The organism is Polycladidibacter hongkongensis (assembly GCF_001561995.1).
Taxonomy (GTDB): Bacteria; Pseudomonadota; Alphaproteobacteria; order Rhizobiales; family Stappiaceae; genus Pseudovibrio; species Pseudovibrio hongkongensis.
The window spans coordinates 171,421-188,220 of record NZ_LLWC01000008.1; the positions used below are offsets into that span (position 1 = coordinate 171,421).

Genomic DNA, 16,800 nt, shown 5'->3' on the forward strand with positions numbered 1-16,800 from the left:
AAATGGTTAGCCTTCAGGACAAAAGGATTTTTTCATGAGCAAAGATAACCACACCACAGCCTCGCAGTTTTTCGATGTGGTTATCGGCGGCGGCGGATATGTTGGTCTTTCGCTCGCTTTAGCGTTGAAACAGTCCGAACCGGATATGAAAGTCGCACTGGTAGACCTGCGCCCACGTGACGCAATCAAAAATGATCCCCGCTCATCAGCAATTGCCGCCGGTGCCTGCCGCATGCTCGATCAACTGGGCATCTGGCACCTACTGGAAGGCGATGCCCAGCCAATCACCGAAATGATTGTCACCGATAGCAAGCTTAACGACAGCGTACGCCCCATATTCCTGACATTCTCAGGAGAGGTGAAAGACGGCGAACCCTTCGCCCATATGGTGCAAAACAACCACATGGTCGGCGCGCTCTATGATGCTTGCGAGGCGGCAGATGTGCAGATTTTCGCACCAGACACACTGGCAGATTTCACCACGCATCCGGAGCGGACAGACATCACCCTTGCCAGCGGCAAAAACCTAACAGCTCGCTTGCTGGTTGCGGCAGATGGAGTGCGCTCGAAACTGCGTGATCTAGCAGGAATTCATTGTAATCGCTGGCGCTATAACCAGTCAGGCATAGTGACAACAGTTGCGCACGAGAGCCCGCACCATGGTCGCGCTGAAGAACACTTCCTGCCATCCGGTCCATTTGCAATTCTGCCGCTAAAAGGCAACCGCTCTTCAATCGTCTGGACCGAGAAAACCAGCGATGCTGACCGGCTTGTAAAAACCGATGACTTCACATTCGAAATCGAACTGGAGCGCCGCTTTGGTAAGCATCTTGGCCCGCTCTCGCTCGATGGCCCGCGCCACGCTTTCCCGCTAAACCTCACGCTCGCCCGCGCATTCATCAAGCCACGCTTTGCGCTGGCAGGCGATTCGGCCCACGGCATTCATCCAATCGCCGGACAAGGATTAAACTACGGGTTCAAGGATGTTGCTGCGCTCGCCGAAGTGCTTGTAGACGCACACCGCTTGGGGCTGGATATCGGCGCCGAACACATTCTGGAACGCTATCAAAGCTGGCGCCGCTTCGACACATGGCAAATGGGCGTAACAACTGATGTGCTAAACCGGCTGTTTTCCAATGATATTGACCCGGTTCGCTTTGCCCGCGATTTTGGCCTAGGCGTTGTCGAGCGATTGCCCTTCTTGAAAAAAGCCCTGATTGGTGAAGCCGCAGCAACCAAGGGCGATAGCCCCAAGCTCCTGCTCGGCAATCCAATTTAACCGTTTAGTTCCCTTTGGCACCGAGGCTTTTCATTCCGCATGACCGATAATTCCGCCCAACGCGCAATTCTAATCACCGGCTGCTCCACCGGCATTGGCTATGACGCCGCCCACACCTTGCAAAAACGCGGCTGGTGCGTTGTCGCTGCCGCTCGCAAAGCCGAAGATGTCGAGCGCCTAAAAAATGAGGGCCTCAATGCGGTCCAATTAGATTACCAAAGCGAAGAGAGTATCACTAAGGCACTCGCCCAAACACTGGAGCTTACCGGCGGTCGGCTTGACGCCCTGTTTAACAATGGCGCTTACGGCCTGCCCGGCGCTATTGAAGACATCCCGACAGAGGCCCTGCGCCGCCAGTTTGAAGCCAACTTTTTTGGCTGGCATGAATTAACCCGCCAAGCCATCGCCATAATGCGCCCGCAAGGTCATGGCCGTATCGTGCAGTGCTCTTCCGTCCTTGGCCTTGTCGCAATGGATTTTCGCGGTGCATACAATGCCACCAAATTTGCGCTAGAGGGTTATACAGACACCCTGCGCCTTGAGCTGCACACCAGTGGCATTCAGGTAAGCCTTATAGAGCCGGGCCCGATTGCTACAGAGTTTTCCAAAAACGCCATCGCAGCTTTTTACGCGGAAATTGGCGAAAAAGGCCGTGATGCCTCGGCCTTTAAAGAAAACTACCGCCGCCGCCTTGCTTTGCTGGGCAAAGGCGGCGCCACCCGCTTTAAACTCCCCCCTTCAGCCGTCACCGATAAGCTCATCCATGCAATTGAGGCGCCGCGGGCTCGCGCCCGATACCGTGTCACCTTCCCCACCAAGCTTATGGCAGTGCTGCGCCGCGTCCTTTCAACCAATGCCCTAGATGCCTTTTTGCGCCGCGCTGCAAATTCGGAAGAACGGTAGGAGGCCACCCATGAATGCCCCAAAAGCCAACAAACCTCACCAGCGCTGGAAAAGCAGGCATGTCTGGTCTCGTTTGATCGGCTGGGGCCTGCTTTGCTACGCAGTGGCCACATATGGCGCAATCGTAACCAAGCCGGAAATCACCACGTGGTACGCCGCATTGGAAAAGCCGGTATTCAGCCCGCCAAACTGGATTTTTGCACCTGTTTGGACGGCGCTCTATGCCCTCTTTGCCCTCGCCACTTGGCTTGCGACAGAACTGCCAACAAGCGCACCTTCTCCCCAATCGACAAAGCAAAAACTAGCCCTGCAACTGCTCGCGGTGGCCCAGCTGCTCCTCAATGCTGCATGGTCCTTCACCTTTTTCGGGGCTCATAATCCCCTCTTCGCAATGGCTGTTTTGCTGGCAATGATCCTGCTTGCTCTTGTTTTTGTGATCAAAGCACACAAGGCTAGGCCACTCGCTGCCCTGCTCTTTTGCCCTTACATCCTTTGGATCAGTTTCGCCGCCCTGTTAAACGGCGCTATCATTGTTCTTAACACTTAGTCTCACCTTGGAGAATTCATGGACAGTCTTTTCTCTGTGCTAATCCCGCTCTCGCTACTCGCTGTCGCGGTAGTGCTCTTTCTCGGCCTGTGGAATATGATGCGCGGCGGCAGTGCCAATCGCTCGCAAAAGCTGATGCGCCTGCGCGTGTTGTTCCAATTCTGCGCTGTTTTGTTACTCATTGTCGGCGCATGGCTTGCCCGTGGCTAGGTTAACCTTATAAACCCAAAGAGGCTCATGTGGTCACTCTCAACAAGATCTACACCCGCACTGGTGATGATGGCACCACCGCGCTAGGTAATGGCGAGCGCCGCGTAAAGCACGATCTGCGCATAGAAGCTTATGGCAGCGTTGATGAAACCAACGCGGTTCTAGGCATAGTTCGCCTCCATTGCGATGAAATGCCGGTGCTGAACGAACTGCTCGGGCGCATTCAAAATGATCTGTTTGATCTGGGTGCAGATCTTGCCACTCCACACACCGATGAAGACCTTGGCTATGAGCCCCTGCGCATCACAGCTGCGCAAATCGACGCACTCGAAAACGCTATTGACCAGATGAACAGTGAGTTATCGCCGTTAAAATCATTCGTGCTGCCAGGCGGCTGCCCCCAAGCGGCCCACCTGCACCAAGCCCGCACAGTTTGCCGCCGCGCAGAACGTCTCGCGACCGCCGCAGCAGCACAGGAGGCTATTTCGCCAGAAGCTATAAAATACCTTAACCGCTTATCAGATTTGCTTTTTGTCGCCTCGCGCTACGCAAACGCCAGAGAAAGCGGCGACGTCCTCTGGGTGCCCGGCGCTAATCGTTGAGCGACCATTTCAAGTTATACACAAGTGCGAAGTGCACCGGCATGCCTGCCCAAAACGCAACAAACCAATAAAAGTAGCCTCTTGCTTCCAATCATCTGGCCTAGGTGAGTTTTTATTACCACCCCCTTCAATACCATTGGAATTAACCTCCTGCCCACATGGCCTAAGCCCTTATACAATGGTTGAAACTTAGGGATAGTTTCCCTAGGGCCATCGTTGACAGCTTCCCCACTCGTCATTACCGTCCACCCTCAAAGGCAATGTTGCAAGCATTCCAAATTGGCATAGTCTGCATTGCAGCGCAGCACGAATGATGCTGTGCAGCAAATGGCCACGATCCGGTGGAGGATAATGATGAAAATTCTGGTGCCCGTAAAACGGGTGGTTGATTACAACGTTAAGGTTCGCGTTAAGGCCGATCAGTCCGGCGTCGAGCTCGCAAACGTCAAAATGTCCATGAACCCGTTTGATGAGATCGCAGTTGAAGAAGCCCTGCGCCTCAAAGAAGCTGGCAAGGCAGACGAGGTCATTGTCGTATCCATCGGCCCGAAGCAGGCAACCGAAACCATCCGCAGCGGCCTTGCCATGGGTGCAGATCGCGGTATTCTCATCCAAAGCGATGAAACCGTTGAGCCGCTAGCTGTCGCCAAACTGCTAAAGGGCGTGGTTGCCGAAGAAGAGCCCGGCCTCGTTATCCTTGGCAAGCAGGCGATTGATGATGATAGCAACCAAACCGGCCAGATGCTGGCAGCTCTGCTTGATTGGTCGCAAGGCACATTCGCCTCCAGCGTCTCGCTGGAAGATGGCACAGTGGATGTCACCCGTGAAATTGATGGCGGCTTGCAAACTGTAAAGCTGCAAATGCCTGCCATCATCACCACTGATCTGCGCCTCAACGAGCCGCGCTTCTCTTCACTGCCGAACATCATGAAGGCAAAGAAGAAGCCAATCGCTGAGAAAACCGCAAAAGACTACGGCGTTGATCTAACCCCGCGCCTGAAAACCCTGAAAACCGCTGAGCCAGAAGCGCGCAAAGCCGGTGTTAAAGTTGCCTCTGTTGGCGAGCTTGTCGAAAAGCTCAAAAACGAAGCTGGCGTCCTTTAACCGCATACGACAAGAGAGGTATCACCCATGACAACACTTCTTTTGGCAGAACACGCAGGTGGCCAGCTAAACGAAGCAACCGCAAAAGCGCTAACAGCAGCAAGCGAGCTTGGCGCTCCTGTGGATATTTTGGTTATTGGCAAAGGCGTCGCTGCTGTTGCAGATCAGGCAGCCACACTTGCAGGCGTCCAAAAGGTTCTACTTGCCGAGGATGAAGCTCTGGAGCACTCCCTCGCCGAGCCAGCCGCAGCGCTTATTCTCAAGCTCTCCGATAATTACGACGCCATTGTTGCCCCAGCCACAACCAACGGCAAAAACATCCTGCCGCGCGTGGCCGCAAAGCTGGACGTGATGCAGGTCTCGGAGGTCATTAAAGTGATCTCATCTGACACCTTCGAGCGCCCGATATATGCCGGCAACGCAATACAAACTGTACAGGCCACAGACGCGAAAAAAGTTCTTACTATTCGCACCTCTACCTTCGCAGCCGCAGAAAATAGTGGTTCTGCCGCGGTCGAGAGCATTGATGCCGCCACAGGTGTTGCGCTTTCAGCCTTCGTTGGTGAGGAAATTGCCGCATCGGATCGCCCTGAGCTCTCCTCAGCGCGCATCATCATTTCCGGTGGCCGCGCCCTTGGCTCCCAAGAAAAATTTGAAGAAGTCATCACTCCGGTGGCTGACAAGCTAGGTGCGGCAATTGGCGCCTCCCGCGCCGCTGTTGATGCCGGTTACGCACCAAACGATTGGCAGGTTGGCCAGACAGGCAAAGTCGTCGCCCCAGAGCTTTACATCGCCTGCGGGATCTCCGGTGCTATCCAACACCTTGCAGGCATGAAGGATTCCAAAATCATTGTTGCAATCAACAAGGATGAAGAGGCCCCTATTTTCCAAGTGGCGGATTATGGGCTTGTGGCAGATCTCTTTGATGTCTTGCCGGAACTCCAAAACCAGATCTAAGCGTCTAAAATAATTCAGTTAGAGGCCTCGAGCGAAAAAAATGCTCGAGGCCTTGCTGTTTTCTTATTCTCTTGCAATCTTGGGCGCTATGAGATTTAGAGCGGGGCGACAGGCCCTAACAAAGCCGAGCCAAACAACCCGGGTTCAAAAATGGCAATAGAAATTAAAAAAGTAGGCGTAATCGGCGCGGGACAGATGGGCAATGGCATTGCCCATGTTTGCGCTTTGGCAGGTCTTGATGTCGTTGTGCAGGACATCTCGGCTGAGGCCCTTGAAAACGGCATAGAGGCAATCAAGGGCAACATGGCCCGCCAAGTCGCCAAAGGAACGATAAACGCCTCAGAACGTGATGCAGCAATTAATCTCATCACCATGACAGAGGATCTGCAGGCCCTAGCTGATGCCGATCTTGTTATTGAGGCGGTCAGTGAAAACGAGCAGATTAAACGCAAGGTTTATAATGCCGTTTGTCCGGTGATGAAACCAGAGGCAATTCTGGGGACCAACACCTCATCCATTTCTATCACTCGCCTTGCTGCGGCCACAGACCGCCCAGAAAAGTTCATTGGGGTTCACTTCATGAACCCTGTACCCGTGATGGAGCTGGTTGAGTTGGTCCGTGGTATTGCGACGGACGACGATACCTTCACCTCATGCAAGCAGTTCACGGACAAGCTGGGCAAAACCAACGCGGTTTCGGAAGATTTCCCGGCGTTTATGGTGAACCGTATTCTCCTGCCAATGATCAACGAAGCCATTTACACCCTCTATGAAGGGGTTGGCTCTGTTGAGTCCATCGATACAGCCATGCGCCTTGGAGCAAATCACCCAATGGGCCCGCTGCAACTTGCTGACTTCATTGGCCTTGATACATGCCTGTCCATTATGCAAGTGCTCTACGAAGGCTTGGCCGATACCAAATACCGCCCCTGCCCATTGCTGGTGAAATACGTTGAGGCCGGCTGGCTTGGCCGGAAGAGTGGCCGCGGCTTCTACGATTATCGCGGCGATACTCCCGTGCCAACTCGGTAAGATAAATAGACGGCAAAAGCCCGCAGCGAAATCGCCGCGGGCTTATACTTTTTAGCTCAAAGTTTCAAGCCTATCTTGGCTTGAAACCGCCCCCAAATCCGGGAACAGATAGCGGATTAACTGCAAGCGCATCTTTATCTGGCGTGTCTGGCGCTATCCCGCCTGTAAACGCTCCAAACATGCGCCGCACAAATCCCTCTGGCAAATCCTTCACAATGAAAACCAGCTTTGATCTGCGGTCGTCATCTGGCCATTCTGCCAGCTTCGCAGGTGGATGGAAGACATGTTGCACGCCATGAATAACAAGTGGCTCATCAGGATGTTCAGCCACATTAATAATACCCTTCACCCGTAAAAGTTTCGGCCCATGCCCTGAACGCAGAAGATCAATAAACATCTCAAGCACCCCCGCCCCGATAGGCTTATCATGGGTCAGCGTAAACGCCCGAATATCTGCACTATGCCGGTTTACATCGTGGGCATGATCATGGTGATGGTGCCCATGTGTATGCGCACCATGGCTGCTTGCGTGATGCGTATGCGCTTTTTCGCTTTCAGCACCATGATGGTTATGGGAATGCCCATGCGAATGGTCGTGATGATGGTGGCTATGATCCCCGTGAAACTCTTCTTCCTTCAGCCATCGCGCCACATCAGGAATTTTGGTTTTCGGGTTGTAAAGTCCACAATGAACCAGCGCTTCGGACAGTGGCTTAACCCGCCAATTGTCAAAGACTTCAGCCCCCGGGTTCAGTCTTTTCAGCTCTTGCAAAAGCGCCGCTTGGCCCTCGGCATGCTCATCACCGTCCACCAGATCTGTTTTCGTTAGCAAGATCCGATCTGCCACAGCAACCTGCTTCACGGCCTCTTCGTAGTGGCGAATTGTATCAAGGCCATTCACCGCATCCACCAGAGTGATCACGCCATCCAACCGATAACGAAGCACCAGATAAGGATGCAGCATTACCGAGTGCAGCACAGGGGCAGGATCTGCAAGACCGGTCGTCTCGATCACCACCCGCTGCAATTTATCAAGGCGATTATTGTCCAGCCGCCGCAACAAATTCTCCAGCGTTGAAACCAGATCACCGCGAATGGTGCAACACAGACAACCAGAGGACAACTCGATGATGCCATCTTCAATCTCGTCAACAAGCAGGTGATCCAAGCCAATCTCGCCAAACTCATTGATGATAACAGCCGTATCCGCCATCTCTGGCTCTTTCAAAAGCCGATTAAGCAGCGTGGTTTTGCCAGCCCCTAAAAACCCTGTGATGACATTGAGCGGAATTGGCGGTGGCGGTGTGCTTTTGTTTTCTGAAGTCATCGTGGCGTCGCTAAGCAATTACAAGAGCGCGCATCCTAACTCATCACTCTGGCGAGGCAAAGAGGCCACCCGGCGCACCAAACAACTGTTTTCCGCTATTGTTTCTTGTGTGCCCCGCTTGCGCACGCCCTAATGGCATCAAACTACCTGAGCCGTTCCCTGCTAACGGGCGCAAACCGCTTGGGTTATTCTGATTTGCCGCAAGTGCAAACGGATCTTTCCGCTGATGCCGATCAACCACGCTTGCCCGCTCAACAACACCACTGGGTTTTCTGTGAGGCGTGGGGACGCGCCCATCCAGACCAAGAAAATCCCGAATTTGCCCCACAGAACGCCCCGCTCCTGCACGTACAACAAGCGGCTCATAACTGCGCAGCTTAGGTCCTAAAATTTCTTCATAAACCTTGCCCCAGTTTGTTTTAATTTTTTTGGAGCCTTCCTTTGTATAATATATGTTTACCCCGTCCGCTGCAGGGCTCCGGCTCTTAGAGTAGGCCAACATGCTGGCATTCTGCCGCTTACTACCAAAGCGGTTGACCAGCTGCTGCGCATTGGACTTGCTATTGCGCTTGCAATAGCCCTTTTCAGGCGGTGCCTTTCGGCCCTTTTCCGCAAACTGTCTGAGGTTCGGACCAGACGTTTTTTTAAAACTGCTATCCATCAGCTTGCTGGTAAATGCAGCCCGCTCCAAGGTCGATCCGGCGCCGAGCACAACCGCAATAATTGTCCTATCGCCGCGCGTCGCTGCTGCGGCCACGTTGTAGCCAGAGTCACAGATATAACCCGTTTTTATCCCGCTCGCCCCTTCGGTGCGCAACAGGTAATCCTTGTTTCCCGAGGGCATTGTCCGTCGACCAAATCTGATGCCAGCCTGGCGCATATAACCACGGTACTGCGGAAAGTCGTTCCACAATCTTTGTGCAAGCACAGCCATATCACGAGCTGTTGTCACCTGCGCGCTATCAGGTAAACCATGCGGATTGACAAAGTGTGTGTGGCGCATCCCCAGCTCTTTGGCATAGGCATTCATCAATACTGCGAATTCTCCTGCAGATCCGCCAATACGCTCCCCCATTGCAAAGGCAATATCATTAGCCGATTTCACCATGATCATCGCTAGCGCGTTGTCTAGCGTCACTTGGGTGCCAACTTTAAAACCCATCTTGCTGGGGGGCATAGCCAGCGCAGCCTTGGAGATAACAAGAGTATCCTGCGGGGCAATCTTACCACTCGCGAGATAGCTAAAAGCGATATAGCCAGTCATCATCTTTGTGAGAGACGCGGGATACCAACGGTCAAACGCATTGTGCTCTTGTAATACCTTGCCATTTCTCGCATCGATGGCAATCCATGCAGCAACGTCCGCCATCGCCTTTAACGGCAGCACAATACAAAACAACAGAAAAGAGAGGCCCCAAACGCGCATCAACACATTCGCCATGTTATTCACTCTTTGCCTGTGTTGATCGATTTCCAGATAGAGCTCAATCGGTCAATCGCTAAAAATAGCGCCTTTGCCGCAAGCAATTACCGCCGTAGAGTATAAGCCCAAAAGCGGCAGATCAATACCCTGAAATCAGGAGCTACGTGCAAAGCTAGGCGGTTTAGGCAGCCAAACAAGCTATCTCATGCAACCTTTGATCAGAATGCTCTCCGTCGCCTTGCCATCGCTCATATTGCCAATAAACTAGCAGCAACACGTTTTGGAGGATTTTTCATGTATAAGGTCATTGGGACATATGCGAACCGTGCGCTTCGCGTCTTGTGGATGATGGAAGAACTCTCTCAGGATTTTGAGTTTATTCTGGCACAACCTCGCTCTGATGAAGCAAAGCAATACTCGCCTTTCGGCAAGGTGCCTATTCTCCAAGACGAAGATGCGATCATCACGGATTCCGTCGCCATTCTCACTTACTTAGCTGATAAACATGGCCAGTTCACTTTTCCGGCCGGAACACTCGCCCGCGCTGAGCAAGACAGCTACACTCAGTTCATTGTAGAAGAGCTGGAAGGCCCGCTATGGACTGCCGCGAAACACAGCTTCGTGCTTCCTGAAGAATACCGCGTTCCAGAAGCAAAAAACGCATGTCGCTATGAATGGGATATTGCTATTGAGCGATTGGAACAGCGCCTTCAGGGAAATCCTTATCTCATGGGAGACACATTTACGATCGCCGATATCCTCGTTTGTCATTGCTTGCTATGGGCTGGCAAAGCAAAATTCGAGATAAAAAGCAAAGCAGTACAAAAGTACTTAGCTGGCATATTAGCTCGGCCAGCCGCGACAAAGTGCATGTCAAAGCTCTTTAGCCAAACCAGCAAGGCCTGAAGACCGACAACTTAGAACTATTAATTTAAAACCAAAGTATAACTAAGTATATTTATGTATCATTTTTGGAGGATGAAATGACTGTATTTAGCATTTATATCCCTGCCGCTGTGACCGCGGCATTTGCCTCTTTTATTTTTGGGGCGATTTGGTATGGCGCACTTTCCAAGCAGTGGATGGCGGCAGCAAATGTAAGTGAAGAACAAGCAGGCATGAGCTTAGCTAAAATTGTTCTTCTAATTGCATGCCAGTTGATGATCGCGGTGGTGTTGGCTCTGTTTATGACAGCGCTTGGCCAAGTTACCTTGCTTAACGGGCTCTACACTGGCGCAACTGCTTGGCTCGGCTTTGTGCTGACAACAATGGCAATCAACTACACATTTCAAAATGCGCCCTCGTCTCTCATGTTGATTGATTCTGGGCACTGGCTCATTGCCTTGATGCTGCAAGGGGCACTGTATGGCTGGATCAGCTCAACGTTTTCATGAAATAAAAGTCCACATGTCTTTAGGGGGCCCAGCCCCCTTTTTAATGCCAGGCGCACATAAATCACACCCTCCCCAGCCGAAGCAGACGAAAGTTCGACGCACTGCGACTGGACGTCGCAACGTCCGGCGATCATAATGCGCGCGGGGAACAGTAACTGGCTGCCCAGCAGCCCATGGGAGGAAATGTGATGACTGGAGAAGTCTTTCCGGTACCAGCAGATATCGCCGCTAACGCTTTGGTAGACAACGACGCCTACCAAAAGCTCTACGACCAATCCATCAAGGATCCCGATGCATTTTGGGGCGAGCATGGCAAGCGCATCGACTGGATCAAGCCTTACACCAAGGTTAAAAATACATCCTACGATTATCACAATGTCGATATTAAGTGGTTTGAAGATGGGACTTTGAATGTCTCAGCCAATTGCATTGATCGCCACTTGCAAGAGCGCGGCGACCAACCGGCAATTATTTGGGAAGGTGATGACCCGAGCGAGCACAAAATCATCACCTACAAAGAGCTGTCTGAAGAAGTAAACCGCTTTGCTAATATGCTGCGCGCCAATGGTGTTGCAAAAGGTGATCGGGTTACTGTCTACATGCCGATGATCCCAGAGGCCGCCTACGCGATGCTCGCTTGCGCACGTATCGGAGCAGTTCACTCAGTCGTGTTCGGTGGTTTTTCTCCAGACAGCCTTGCAGGACGCATTGAAGATTGTGCCTCCCGCTATGTCATCACAGCTGATGAAGGCCTGCGCGGAGGGCGCAAAGTGCCACTAAAAGACAACACCGATAAAGCGATCGAGCGGTGCGGCGGTGTCGACAAAGTTTTCGTTGTGAAGCGCACAGGCGGCGTTGTCCCAATGCAGGAAGGGCGCGATGTTTGGGTGCATGAGGAAACGGCAAAGGTTTCGGCAGATTGCCCGGTTGAGGAAGTAAACGCAGAAGACCCGCTCTTCATTCTGTATACCTCAGGCTCAACCGGCAGCCCAAAAGGTGTCTTACACACCTCCGGCGGCTACCTCGTTTATGCCTCTATGACGCACCAGTACGTCTTTGATTATAAACCCGGCGAGGTCTACTGGTGTACTGCAGATGTGGGTTGGGTCACAGGCCACAGCTACATCCTCTATGGCCCGCTTGCCAATGGCGCCACAACATTGATGTTTGAGGGCGTGCCAACCTACCCTAACGCTTCTCGCTTCTGGCAGGTTTGCGATAAACACAACGTCAGCATCTTCTACACAGCCCCAACTGCAATCCGTGCCCTAATGGGCGCAGGTGATGAGTTTGTAACCAAAACCAGCCGCAAGTCCCTCCGTATTCTCGGCTCTGTCGGTGAGCCAATCAACCCGGAAGCATGGAGTTGGTACCACAACGTTGTTGGCGAAGGTCGCTGTCCAATCGTTGACACTTGGTGGCAAACAGAGACCGGCGGTATTTTGATTACGCCGCTGCCGGGCGCAACTGCACTTAAGCCCGGCTCGGCAACGCGACCCTTCTTCGGCGTCGAGCCTGCTATTGTCGATGCAGAAGGCAATTTCCTTGATGGCGCAACCGAAGGTAACCTTGTCATTAAAGACAGCTGGCCTGGGCAGATGCGCACTGTTTATGGCGATCATGAGCGCTTCGTTCAAACCTACTTCGCAACCTATAAGGGCCTCTACTTCACTGGCGATGGTTGCCGCCGCGACGAAGATGGCTACTACTGGATCACAGGCCGCGTGGATGATGTCATCAACGTATCAGGCCACCGCATGGGCACAGCAGAAGTTGAAAGCGCGCTCGTATCGCATGAGAAAGTCTCCGAGGCGGCTGTGGTGGGTTACCCGCACGACATCAAGGGCCAAGGCATCTATGCCTATGTCACCTTGATGGAAGGCGAAGAGCCTTCAGAAGCCCTGCAAAAAGAGCTCGTCAAACATGTTCGGGCCGAAATCGGACCAATCGCCTCACCAGATCTCATCCAGTTTGCACCTGGTCTTCCAAAAACGCGTTCGGGCAAAATCATGCGCCGCATTCTGCGTAAAATCGCCGAGGATAGCTTTGAAAATCTGGGCGACACGTCAACACTGGCTGATCCAACCGTTGTCGGTGATCTGATTGATAACCGGCAAAATAGGCAGGAAGCCTAGAGCTTGCTAGCAAAACATAACTTGATACAAAAAAGGGGGCCTGTGGCCCCCTTTTTTCAGGCTTTATCGAGATAAGAATAGCTCCGATAATCTGGCGCCGATCACTTCAAACATCTGCACCAAATCGCTCTTATCTCTTGCAAAGAAATGATAGCTGGGGCCCGTTGCACAGTCTTTTAAAACTTGTTCCGCTGCTTTTGCGCTAGTTGTGTTCCTAGTTGTTTTATAAAACAGCGTATAGACATCAATATCCCGTTTCTTCATTTCCTCGCATACGCGCAGCCCACGCGCATTTGAAATGCTCGTCGCATCGCCGGAGTAATTGCGCCCAAACCAAGTTTTATTGTTCTTGTAAAAATATGTTACAAATTGTCCATCAGTCATAAATATCAGTATTTTACGGGTACTTTTGTCACTGTAGCTTTTGGGTTTAGCGGCTCCCCAAAAGCTGCCCCAGCTAGGTGAAAGTGCCAGATAACCCCAATTCAACCCCGTATGTCCCGCAGTATAACCTGTTGCCTTGAAAGACTTTATTCGTCTTTCAAGTTGCGCGCGATCTTGGGTTAACCCCTGCACTTGAGTGCTGGGACATCCGCTCCTCATAACCCCGAAATAGCTTTTCTTTTTACCAGGATCCGCTCCACCGTAAAAATAGTTGTCTTTTGGATTAAAGTTCCATTTTTTCTCGGCCTTGCTCGCCTTGAGACTTGAGCGTCGCTCCAATGCACAAACACTCGTATAGCTACGCATGTTAAAATCAGGATCAAGGACTTTCCTTGTCTCTTTGTTTACGGGCAATCGCACCCCTGCGCTGTAGGGTATAATTGCCACCTTAGCACGCAGCTTGTCTCTAGGAATATCGCTGGGTAAAACTTGAGCAATAAGCTGCTCTACACCGTTCTGAAGACTTTTCACATGACTATTCATCGATCCGGTCAAATCAACCACTACTGAAATTTCTAGGTCCGGTGTTCCATATTCAGCGCGCGTGTCAGAAACCACGGTCAGCGTATCAAGGTCGTCCTCCCCGCTTATCATGTTCAGAACGCGGATAAAGTAAGTGGGAACTTTGGCTTTGCCTTGAGCGTCAATTGTACTTTCCACAAAGTCAAACTGCACATCAGAGATACTATACCAAACACTTGATGGCAGCTTACCGGTCATGGCAGCGTTAAATGCATCCTCAAAATCTTTTAGGGCCTTAGTACGATCTTTCTTGTAGTAACGGATGTTACCGATAACCTGCAAGGCCGCAACATCCAGCGCTTGCGCTACTTTCTGCTTCGCAGCAAACGCACGGCCAAAATCAATACTCGCACCAGCAATAGCAATTAGCACGACGATCATTAGCGCGGTTATTGGCGCCACAACCCCACGCTCATCCCTGAAAAACAGCATCAGCACATTTTACCCTACGGAAAATTATAGGATAATTGTGCAAGTCACACTAGAGAAACACAATAAACATGAGGTATGTTAGGATACTGTGACTATATATCCCTCTTACCTAGTTATTTTAATTAAATTTTTATTTTTACCTAAGATCCACAACGTATACATTATTATCCTTAGCACGAGAATCGGCGCACATTACTTTGAAAGATGTAGATGGGTCAGTCGCGAACCAAACATCTCAAATGCCGAAACAAGCTCTTTGGACTTATTGGCATAAATGTAGTTTTGGGGATCAGTTGCGCATTCCTTTAATATTCGCTCGGTGTTGCTGCCCTTCAACGCACCACGCCCGCTATTGTCAAATGCAAGTGTAAACAATTCAATTCCGTCTTTTCTAATCTCGGCACATACCTCCTGCACGCGAAATTCAGCAAGTTTTCTGCTTCCGCTAAACATTATTTTCATCGCCCAGTCCCAATTGTTTGCATGTCCGCGCTTCTGGTATGTGTAAGAGTTAAACTCCCCATCAGTCATGAAGATGATCGCCTTACGAACACTCTGATCTGAATAATCTGAAGGTCGACTTTGAGCTGAACCATAACTCGCCCAAAAGTCACCCCATTTTGGCGAAAGCGTAAAGTACCCCCAGTTTAAACCTGCATGACCAGCCGTCGTTCCTATATTAGCCAGTTCATCAGCCTTACTAAGCAGTGCACCCTTTCTACTGGTAAGCGGCAAAACCTCCGCCCTAGGGCACGGAGAGTGCAAAAAGTGACTAAAATAGGCTACTTTTCCCCTATTTATAACATTCCCCGAATACGTGTATTCATCTGTAGGGTTAAAGTTGTTATGCTTTCCTCTCCTACTTGAACTCAAATCCTCAAGCCGCTCGATGACACAGATTTTGCCGTCCTTTGGCTTTTTTTCACCAAGAATAGCCGCAGACTTTTTGTAGTCTAGCTGCACACCGGAAGAATACGGAACAATCGACATACGAACCCGTAACTTCTCAGCGTATCTGCTTTCTCGAATGAGTTGCTCAATGAGCAGCTTTGATGCCCTTTTTAGGCTTGGAATATCTTGTCGCATTGAACTTGTCACATCCACAACAAGGGCTAGCTCTAGATTTGCTGTCCCAACTTCTGCTCTGGAGTCTACAGCAACGGTCAGATGGTCATGCTTGCTGGATCTGTCCAAAAGATTAAGCAAGCGCATAAAATAGGTAGGAACATCGGCAGATGTACGGGCAGTGAGCTTCGCCTGATTGTTGCTGAATTCAAAATAGTCAAGTTTAGGAGAGATGCCCTCTTCTAACTTGCTGGCCAAGCTGGTTTTGAAGTATTCCCTAAAATCAACCTCTGCCTTTTGTTGATGATATTCGTATTTGCGTACATCTTTCACAACAACCAAGGTTGCGTAGTCTAGCGCGTATTGAAGCTGGCGCTTTGCGTTTACAGCTCGGGCAAAGTCGATTCCAAAACCAGCAATCACAATCAGGACAACAGCCATGAGTGCAAAAATTGGTGCAACAGCCCCGCGTTCACTTCCTACAAATGCGTACAACATCGCTAGTATCTTCTATTTTATATATGTTTCTCCCATATAATATTCATCATTTATTCTATGTTAAATAGAATTTTATTTATAAAGCAACCTTGCATTTATTACAGATATGGTAAATATAGTATACCTATAAATCGTGAACAAAACCCCTCTACAAGAAAACTCGACTATGTCGAAAAGTAAACGAAGGCATCCAATAACTACACTTTTGCAAATTAATGCAGAGATCACTTAAAGTGAATTGCATTTTTTCGCAGCTCACGGATCTAGCTCGGTATCCCAATACAAGAAATCGAGCCAACTCTCGTGGAGGTAGTTTGGCGGAAACAGCCGTCCATTGTTATGCAAACTATGCACCGACGGCATAAAAGGCATTTGGCGCGGCTTCATATTCATTTCTTGCCAAGACTTGTTTGCCTTACGAAGATTACACGGCGAGCAAGCGGTAATCACGTTGTCCCAAGTCGTCAGCCCGCCCTTGGAGCGAGGGATTAAGTGATCAAACGTCAGATCATGGGGCGAGCCGCAGTACTGACACTCAAATTTATCACGCAAAAACACGTTAAAACGGGTAAAGGCGGGATATCGTTGTGCCTCCACATAGGTTTTTAGCGCAACAACGCTAGGCAGGCGAAAAGAAAAACTTGGGCTGCGCACAGAGACATCGTATTCAGAAACAATGCTTACACGATCCAAAAACACGGCTTTCACCGCGTCCTGCCACGACCAAAGCGACAAGGGATAATAGGATAAAGGTCTGTAATCCGCGTTTAGCACCAGCGCCGGGTGCGTCCCCGCAGTAACCGCAACATTCACAGCGTGATCCTCAGTTTCGCTCTCGGCTGATGCCGGGAAACAGGGGTGTCCAGTCACGCGGATATTGTAGGCAACAAATGACAGAACTGTGAAGCTGACATCAGCATATACCC

16 protein-coding genes are annotated in these 16,800 nt (G+C 50.9%); 11 read left to right on the top strand and 5 right to left on the bottom strand.

Annotated elements, in window-relative coordinates:
• Positions 1-34 precede the first annotated feature (34 nt).
• The 8 genes from AYK82_RS02025 to AYK82_RS02060 all read left to right on the top strand — a co-directional run bounded on the left by AYK82_RS02025 (position 35) and on the right by AYK82_RS02060 (position 6,634).
• Positions 35-1,279, top strand: a complete 1,245-nt coding sequence (locus AYK82_RS02025) for a ubiquinone biosynthesis hydroxylase (RefSeq protein ID WP_068310780.1) — start codon at positions 35-37, stop codon at positions 1,277-1,279.
• A 39-nt stretch (positions 1,280-1,318) separates the two neighbouring features.
• A complete protein-coding gene (locus AYK82_RS02030) occupies positions 1,319-2,182 on the top strand; it encodes an SDR family oxidoreductase (RefSeq protein WP_068310782.1) in 864 nt (287 codons plus the stop codon).
• A 10-nt stretch (positions 2,183-2,192) separates the two neighbouring features.
• Positions 2,193-2,729 carry a TspO/MBR family protein gene (locus AYK82_RS02035; RefSeq protein WP_068310784.1) on the top strand — a complete coding sequence of 179 codons (537 nt, stop codon included), beginning with the start codon at positions 2,193-2,195 and terminating at the stop codon, positions 2,727-2,729.
• 18 nt (positions 2,730-2,747) lie between these two features.
• Complete coding sequence (locus tag AYK82_RS02040) at positions 2,748-2,939, top strand: twin transmembrane helix small protein (RefSeq protein ID WP_068310788.1); 192 nt, start codon at positions 2,748-2,750, stop codon at positions 2,937-2,939.
• A 29-nt stretch (positions 2,940-2,968) separates the two neighbouring features.
• Positions 2,969-3,541 carry a cob(I)yrinic acid a,c-diamide adenosyltransferase gene (locus AYK82_RS02045; protein WP_068310789.1) on the top strand — a complete coding sequence of 191 codons (573 nt, stop codon included), beginning with the start codon at positions 2,969-2,971 and terminating at the stop codon, positions 3,539-3,541.
• A gap of 354 nt (positions 3,542-3,895) precedes the next feature.
• Positions 3,896-4,645 carry an electron transfer flavoprotein subunit beta/FixA family protein gene (locus tag AYK82_RS02050; RefSeq protein ID WP_068310792.1) on the top strand — a complete coding sequence of 250 codons (750 nt, stop codon included), beginning with the start codon at positions 3,896-3,898 and terminating at the stop codon, positions 4,643-4,645.
• 27 nt (positions 4,646-4,672) lie between these two features.
• The gene (locus tag AYK82_RS02055) at positions 4,673-5,602 is read left to right on the top strand and encodes an electron transfer flavoprotein subunit alpha/FixB family protein (protein WP_068310794.1); all 930 of its coding nucleotides are present in this window, start codon (positions 4,673-4,675) and stop codon (positions 5,600-5,602) included.
• Between the two features lie 150 nt (positions 5,603-5,752).
• Positions 5,753-6,634 carry a 3-hydroxybutyryl-CoA dehydrogenase gene (locus AYK82_RS02060; protein ID WP_068310796.1) on the top strand — a complete coding sequence of 294 codons (882 nt, stop codon included), beginning with the start codon at positions 5,753-5,755 and terminating at the stop codon, positions 6,632-6,634.
• Between the two features lie 70 nt (positions 6,635-6,704).
• Here the strand turns inward: AYK82_RS02060 and AYK82_RS02065 are convergent, their stop codons facing one another.
• Both AYK82_RS02065 and AYK82_RS02070 read right to left on the bottom strand, forming a co-directional pair.
• Positions 6,705-7,961, bottom strand: coding sequence for a CobW family GTP-binding protein (locus AYK82_RS02065; protein ID WP_068310798.1), 1,257 nt, complete (start codon positions 7,959-7,961; stop codon positions 6,705-6,707).
• A gap of 43 nt (positions 7,962-8,004) precedes the next feature.
• Positions 8,005-9,402 carry a D-alanyl-D-alanine carboxypeptidase family protein gene (locus AYK82_RS02070; RefSeq protein ID WP_068310799.1) on the bottom strand — a complete coding sequence of 466 codons (1,398 nt, stop codon included), beginning with the start codon at positions 9,400-9,402 and terminating at the stop codon, positions 8,005-8,007.
• A gap of 276 nt (positions 9,403-9,678) precedes the next feature.
• On the opposite strand from AYK82_RS02070, the gene AYK82_RS02075 reads away from it, so the two are divergent.
• The 3 genes from AYK82_RS02075 to acs all read left to right on the top strand — a co-directional run bounded on the left by AYK82_RS02075 (position 9,679) and on the right by acs (position 12,913).
• Positions 9,679-10,290 carry a glutathione S-transferase family protein gene (locus AYK82_RS02075; RefSeq protein ID WP_068310801.1) on the top strand — a complete coding sequence of 204 codons (612 nt, stop codon included), beginning with the start codon at positions 9,679-9,681 and terminating at the stop codon, positions 10,288-10,290.
• Positions 10,291-10,367: 77 nt separating this feature from the next.
• Positions 10,368-10,778, top strand: a complete 411-nt coding sequence (locus AYK82_RS02080; RefSeq protein ID WP_068310803.1) for a DUF1761 domain-containing protein — start codon at positions 10,368-10,370, stop codon at positions 10,776-10,778.
• 188 nt (positions 10,779-10,966) lie between these two features.
• On the top strand, positions 10,967-12,913 hold the full coding sequence (gene acs, locus AYK82_RS02085; protein WP_068310805.1) for an acetate--CoA ligase: 1,947 nt from the start codon (positions 10,967-10,969) through the stop codon (positions 12,911-12,913).
• Positions 12,914-12,976: 63 nt separating this feature from the next.
• Here acs and AYK82_RS02090 read toward each other — a convergent pair whose 3' ends face one another.
• From AYK82_RS02090 to AYK82_RS02100, 3 genes are all read right to left on the bottom strand, one after another.
• Complete coding sequence (locus tag AYK82_RS02090; protein WP_068310807.1) at positions 12,977-14,311, bottom strand: TadE/TadG family type IV pilus assembly protein; 1,335 nt, start codon at positions 14,309-14,311, stop codon at positions 12,977-12,979.
• Positions 14,312-14,503: 192 nt separating this feature from the next.
• Complete coding sequence (locus tag AYK82_RS02095) at positions 14,504-15,874, bottom strand: TadE/TadG family type IV pilus assembly protein (protein ID WP_068310809.1); 1,371 nt, start codon at positions 15,872-15,874, stop codon at positions 14,504-14,506.
• Between the two features lie 255 nt (positions 15,875-16,129).
• Positions 16,130-16,687, bottom strand: a complete 558-nt coding sequence (locus AYK82_RS02100) for an HNH endonuclease (protein ID WP_068310811.1) — start codon at positions 16,685-16,687, stop codon at positions 16,130-16,132.
• Positions 16,688-16,800 lie beyond the last annotated feature (113 nt).

Bases quoted from the DNA above. Each gene is read 5' to 3' on its own strand.
- AYK82_RS02025 (WP_068310780.1), top strand. From the start codon at position 35: ATGAGCAAAGATAACCACACCACAGCCTCGCAGTTTTTCGATGTGGTT.
- AYK82_RS02030 (WP_068310782.1), top strand. From the start codon at position 1,319: ATGACCGATAATTCCGCCCAACGCGCAATTCTAATCACCGGCTGCTCC.
- AYK82_RS02035 (WP_068310784.1), top strand. From the start codon at position 2,193: ATGAATGCCCCAAAAGCCAACAAACCTCACCAGCGCTGGAAAAGCAGG.
- AYK82_RS02040 (WP_068310788.1), top strand. From the start codon at position 2,748: ATGGACAGTCTTTTCTCTGTGCTAATCCCGCTCTCGCTACTCGCTGTC.
- AYK82_RS02050 (WP_068310792.1), top strand. From the start codon at position 3,896: ATGAAAATTCTGGTGCCCGTAAAACGGGTGGTTGATTACAACGTTAAG.
- AYK82_RS02055 (WP_068310794.1), top strand. From the start codon at position 4,673: ATGACAACACTTCTTTTGGCAGAACACGCAGGTGGCCAGCTAAACGAA.
- AYK82_RS02060 (WP_068310796.1), top strand. From the start codon at position 5,753: ATGGCAATAGAAATTAAAAAAGTAGGCGTAATCGGCGCGGGACAGATG.
- AYK82_RS02065 (WP_068310798.1), bottom strand. From the start codon at position 7,961: ATGACTTCAGAAAACAAAAGCACACCGCCACCGCCAATTCCGCTCAAT.
- AYK82_RS02070 (WP_068310799.1), bottom strand. From the start codon at position 9,402: ATGGCGAATGTGTTGATGCGCGTTTGGGGCCTCTCTTTTCTGTTGTTT.
- AYK82_RS02075 (WP_068310801.1), top strand. From the start codon at position 9,679: ATGTATAAGGTCATTGGGACATATGCGAACCGTGCGCTTCGCGTCTTG.
- AYK82_RS02080 (WP_068310803.1), top strand. From the start codon at position 10,368: ATGACTGTATTTAGCATTTATATCCCTGCCGCTGTGACCGCGGCATTT.
- acs (WP_068310805.1), top strand. From the start codon at position 10,967: ATGACTGGAGAAGTCTTTCCGGTACCAGCAGATATCGCCGCTAACGCT.
- AYK82_RS02090 (WP_068310807.1), bottom strand. From the start codon at position 14,311: ATGCTGTTTTTCAGGGATGAGCGTGGGGTTGTGGCGCCAATAACCGCG.
- AYK82_RS02095 (WP_068310809.1), bottom strand. From the start codon at position 15,874: ATGTTGTACGCATTTGTAGGAAGTGAACGCGGGGCTGTTGCACCAATT.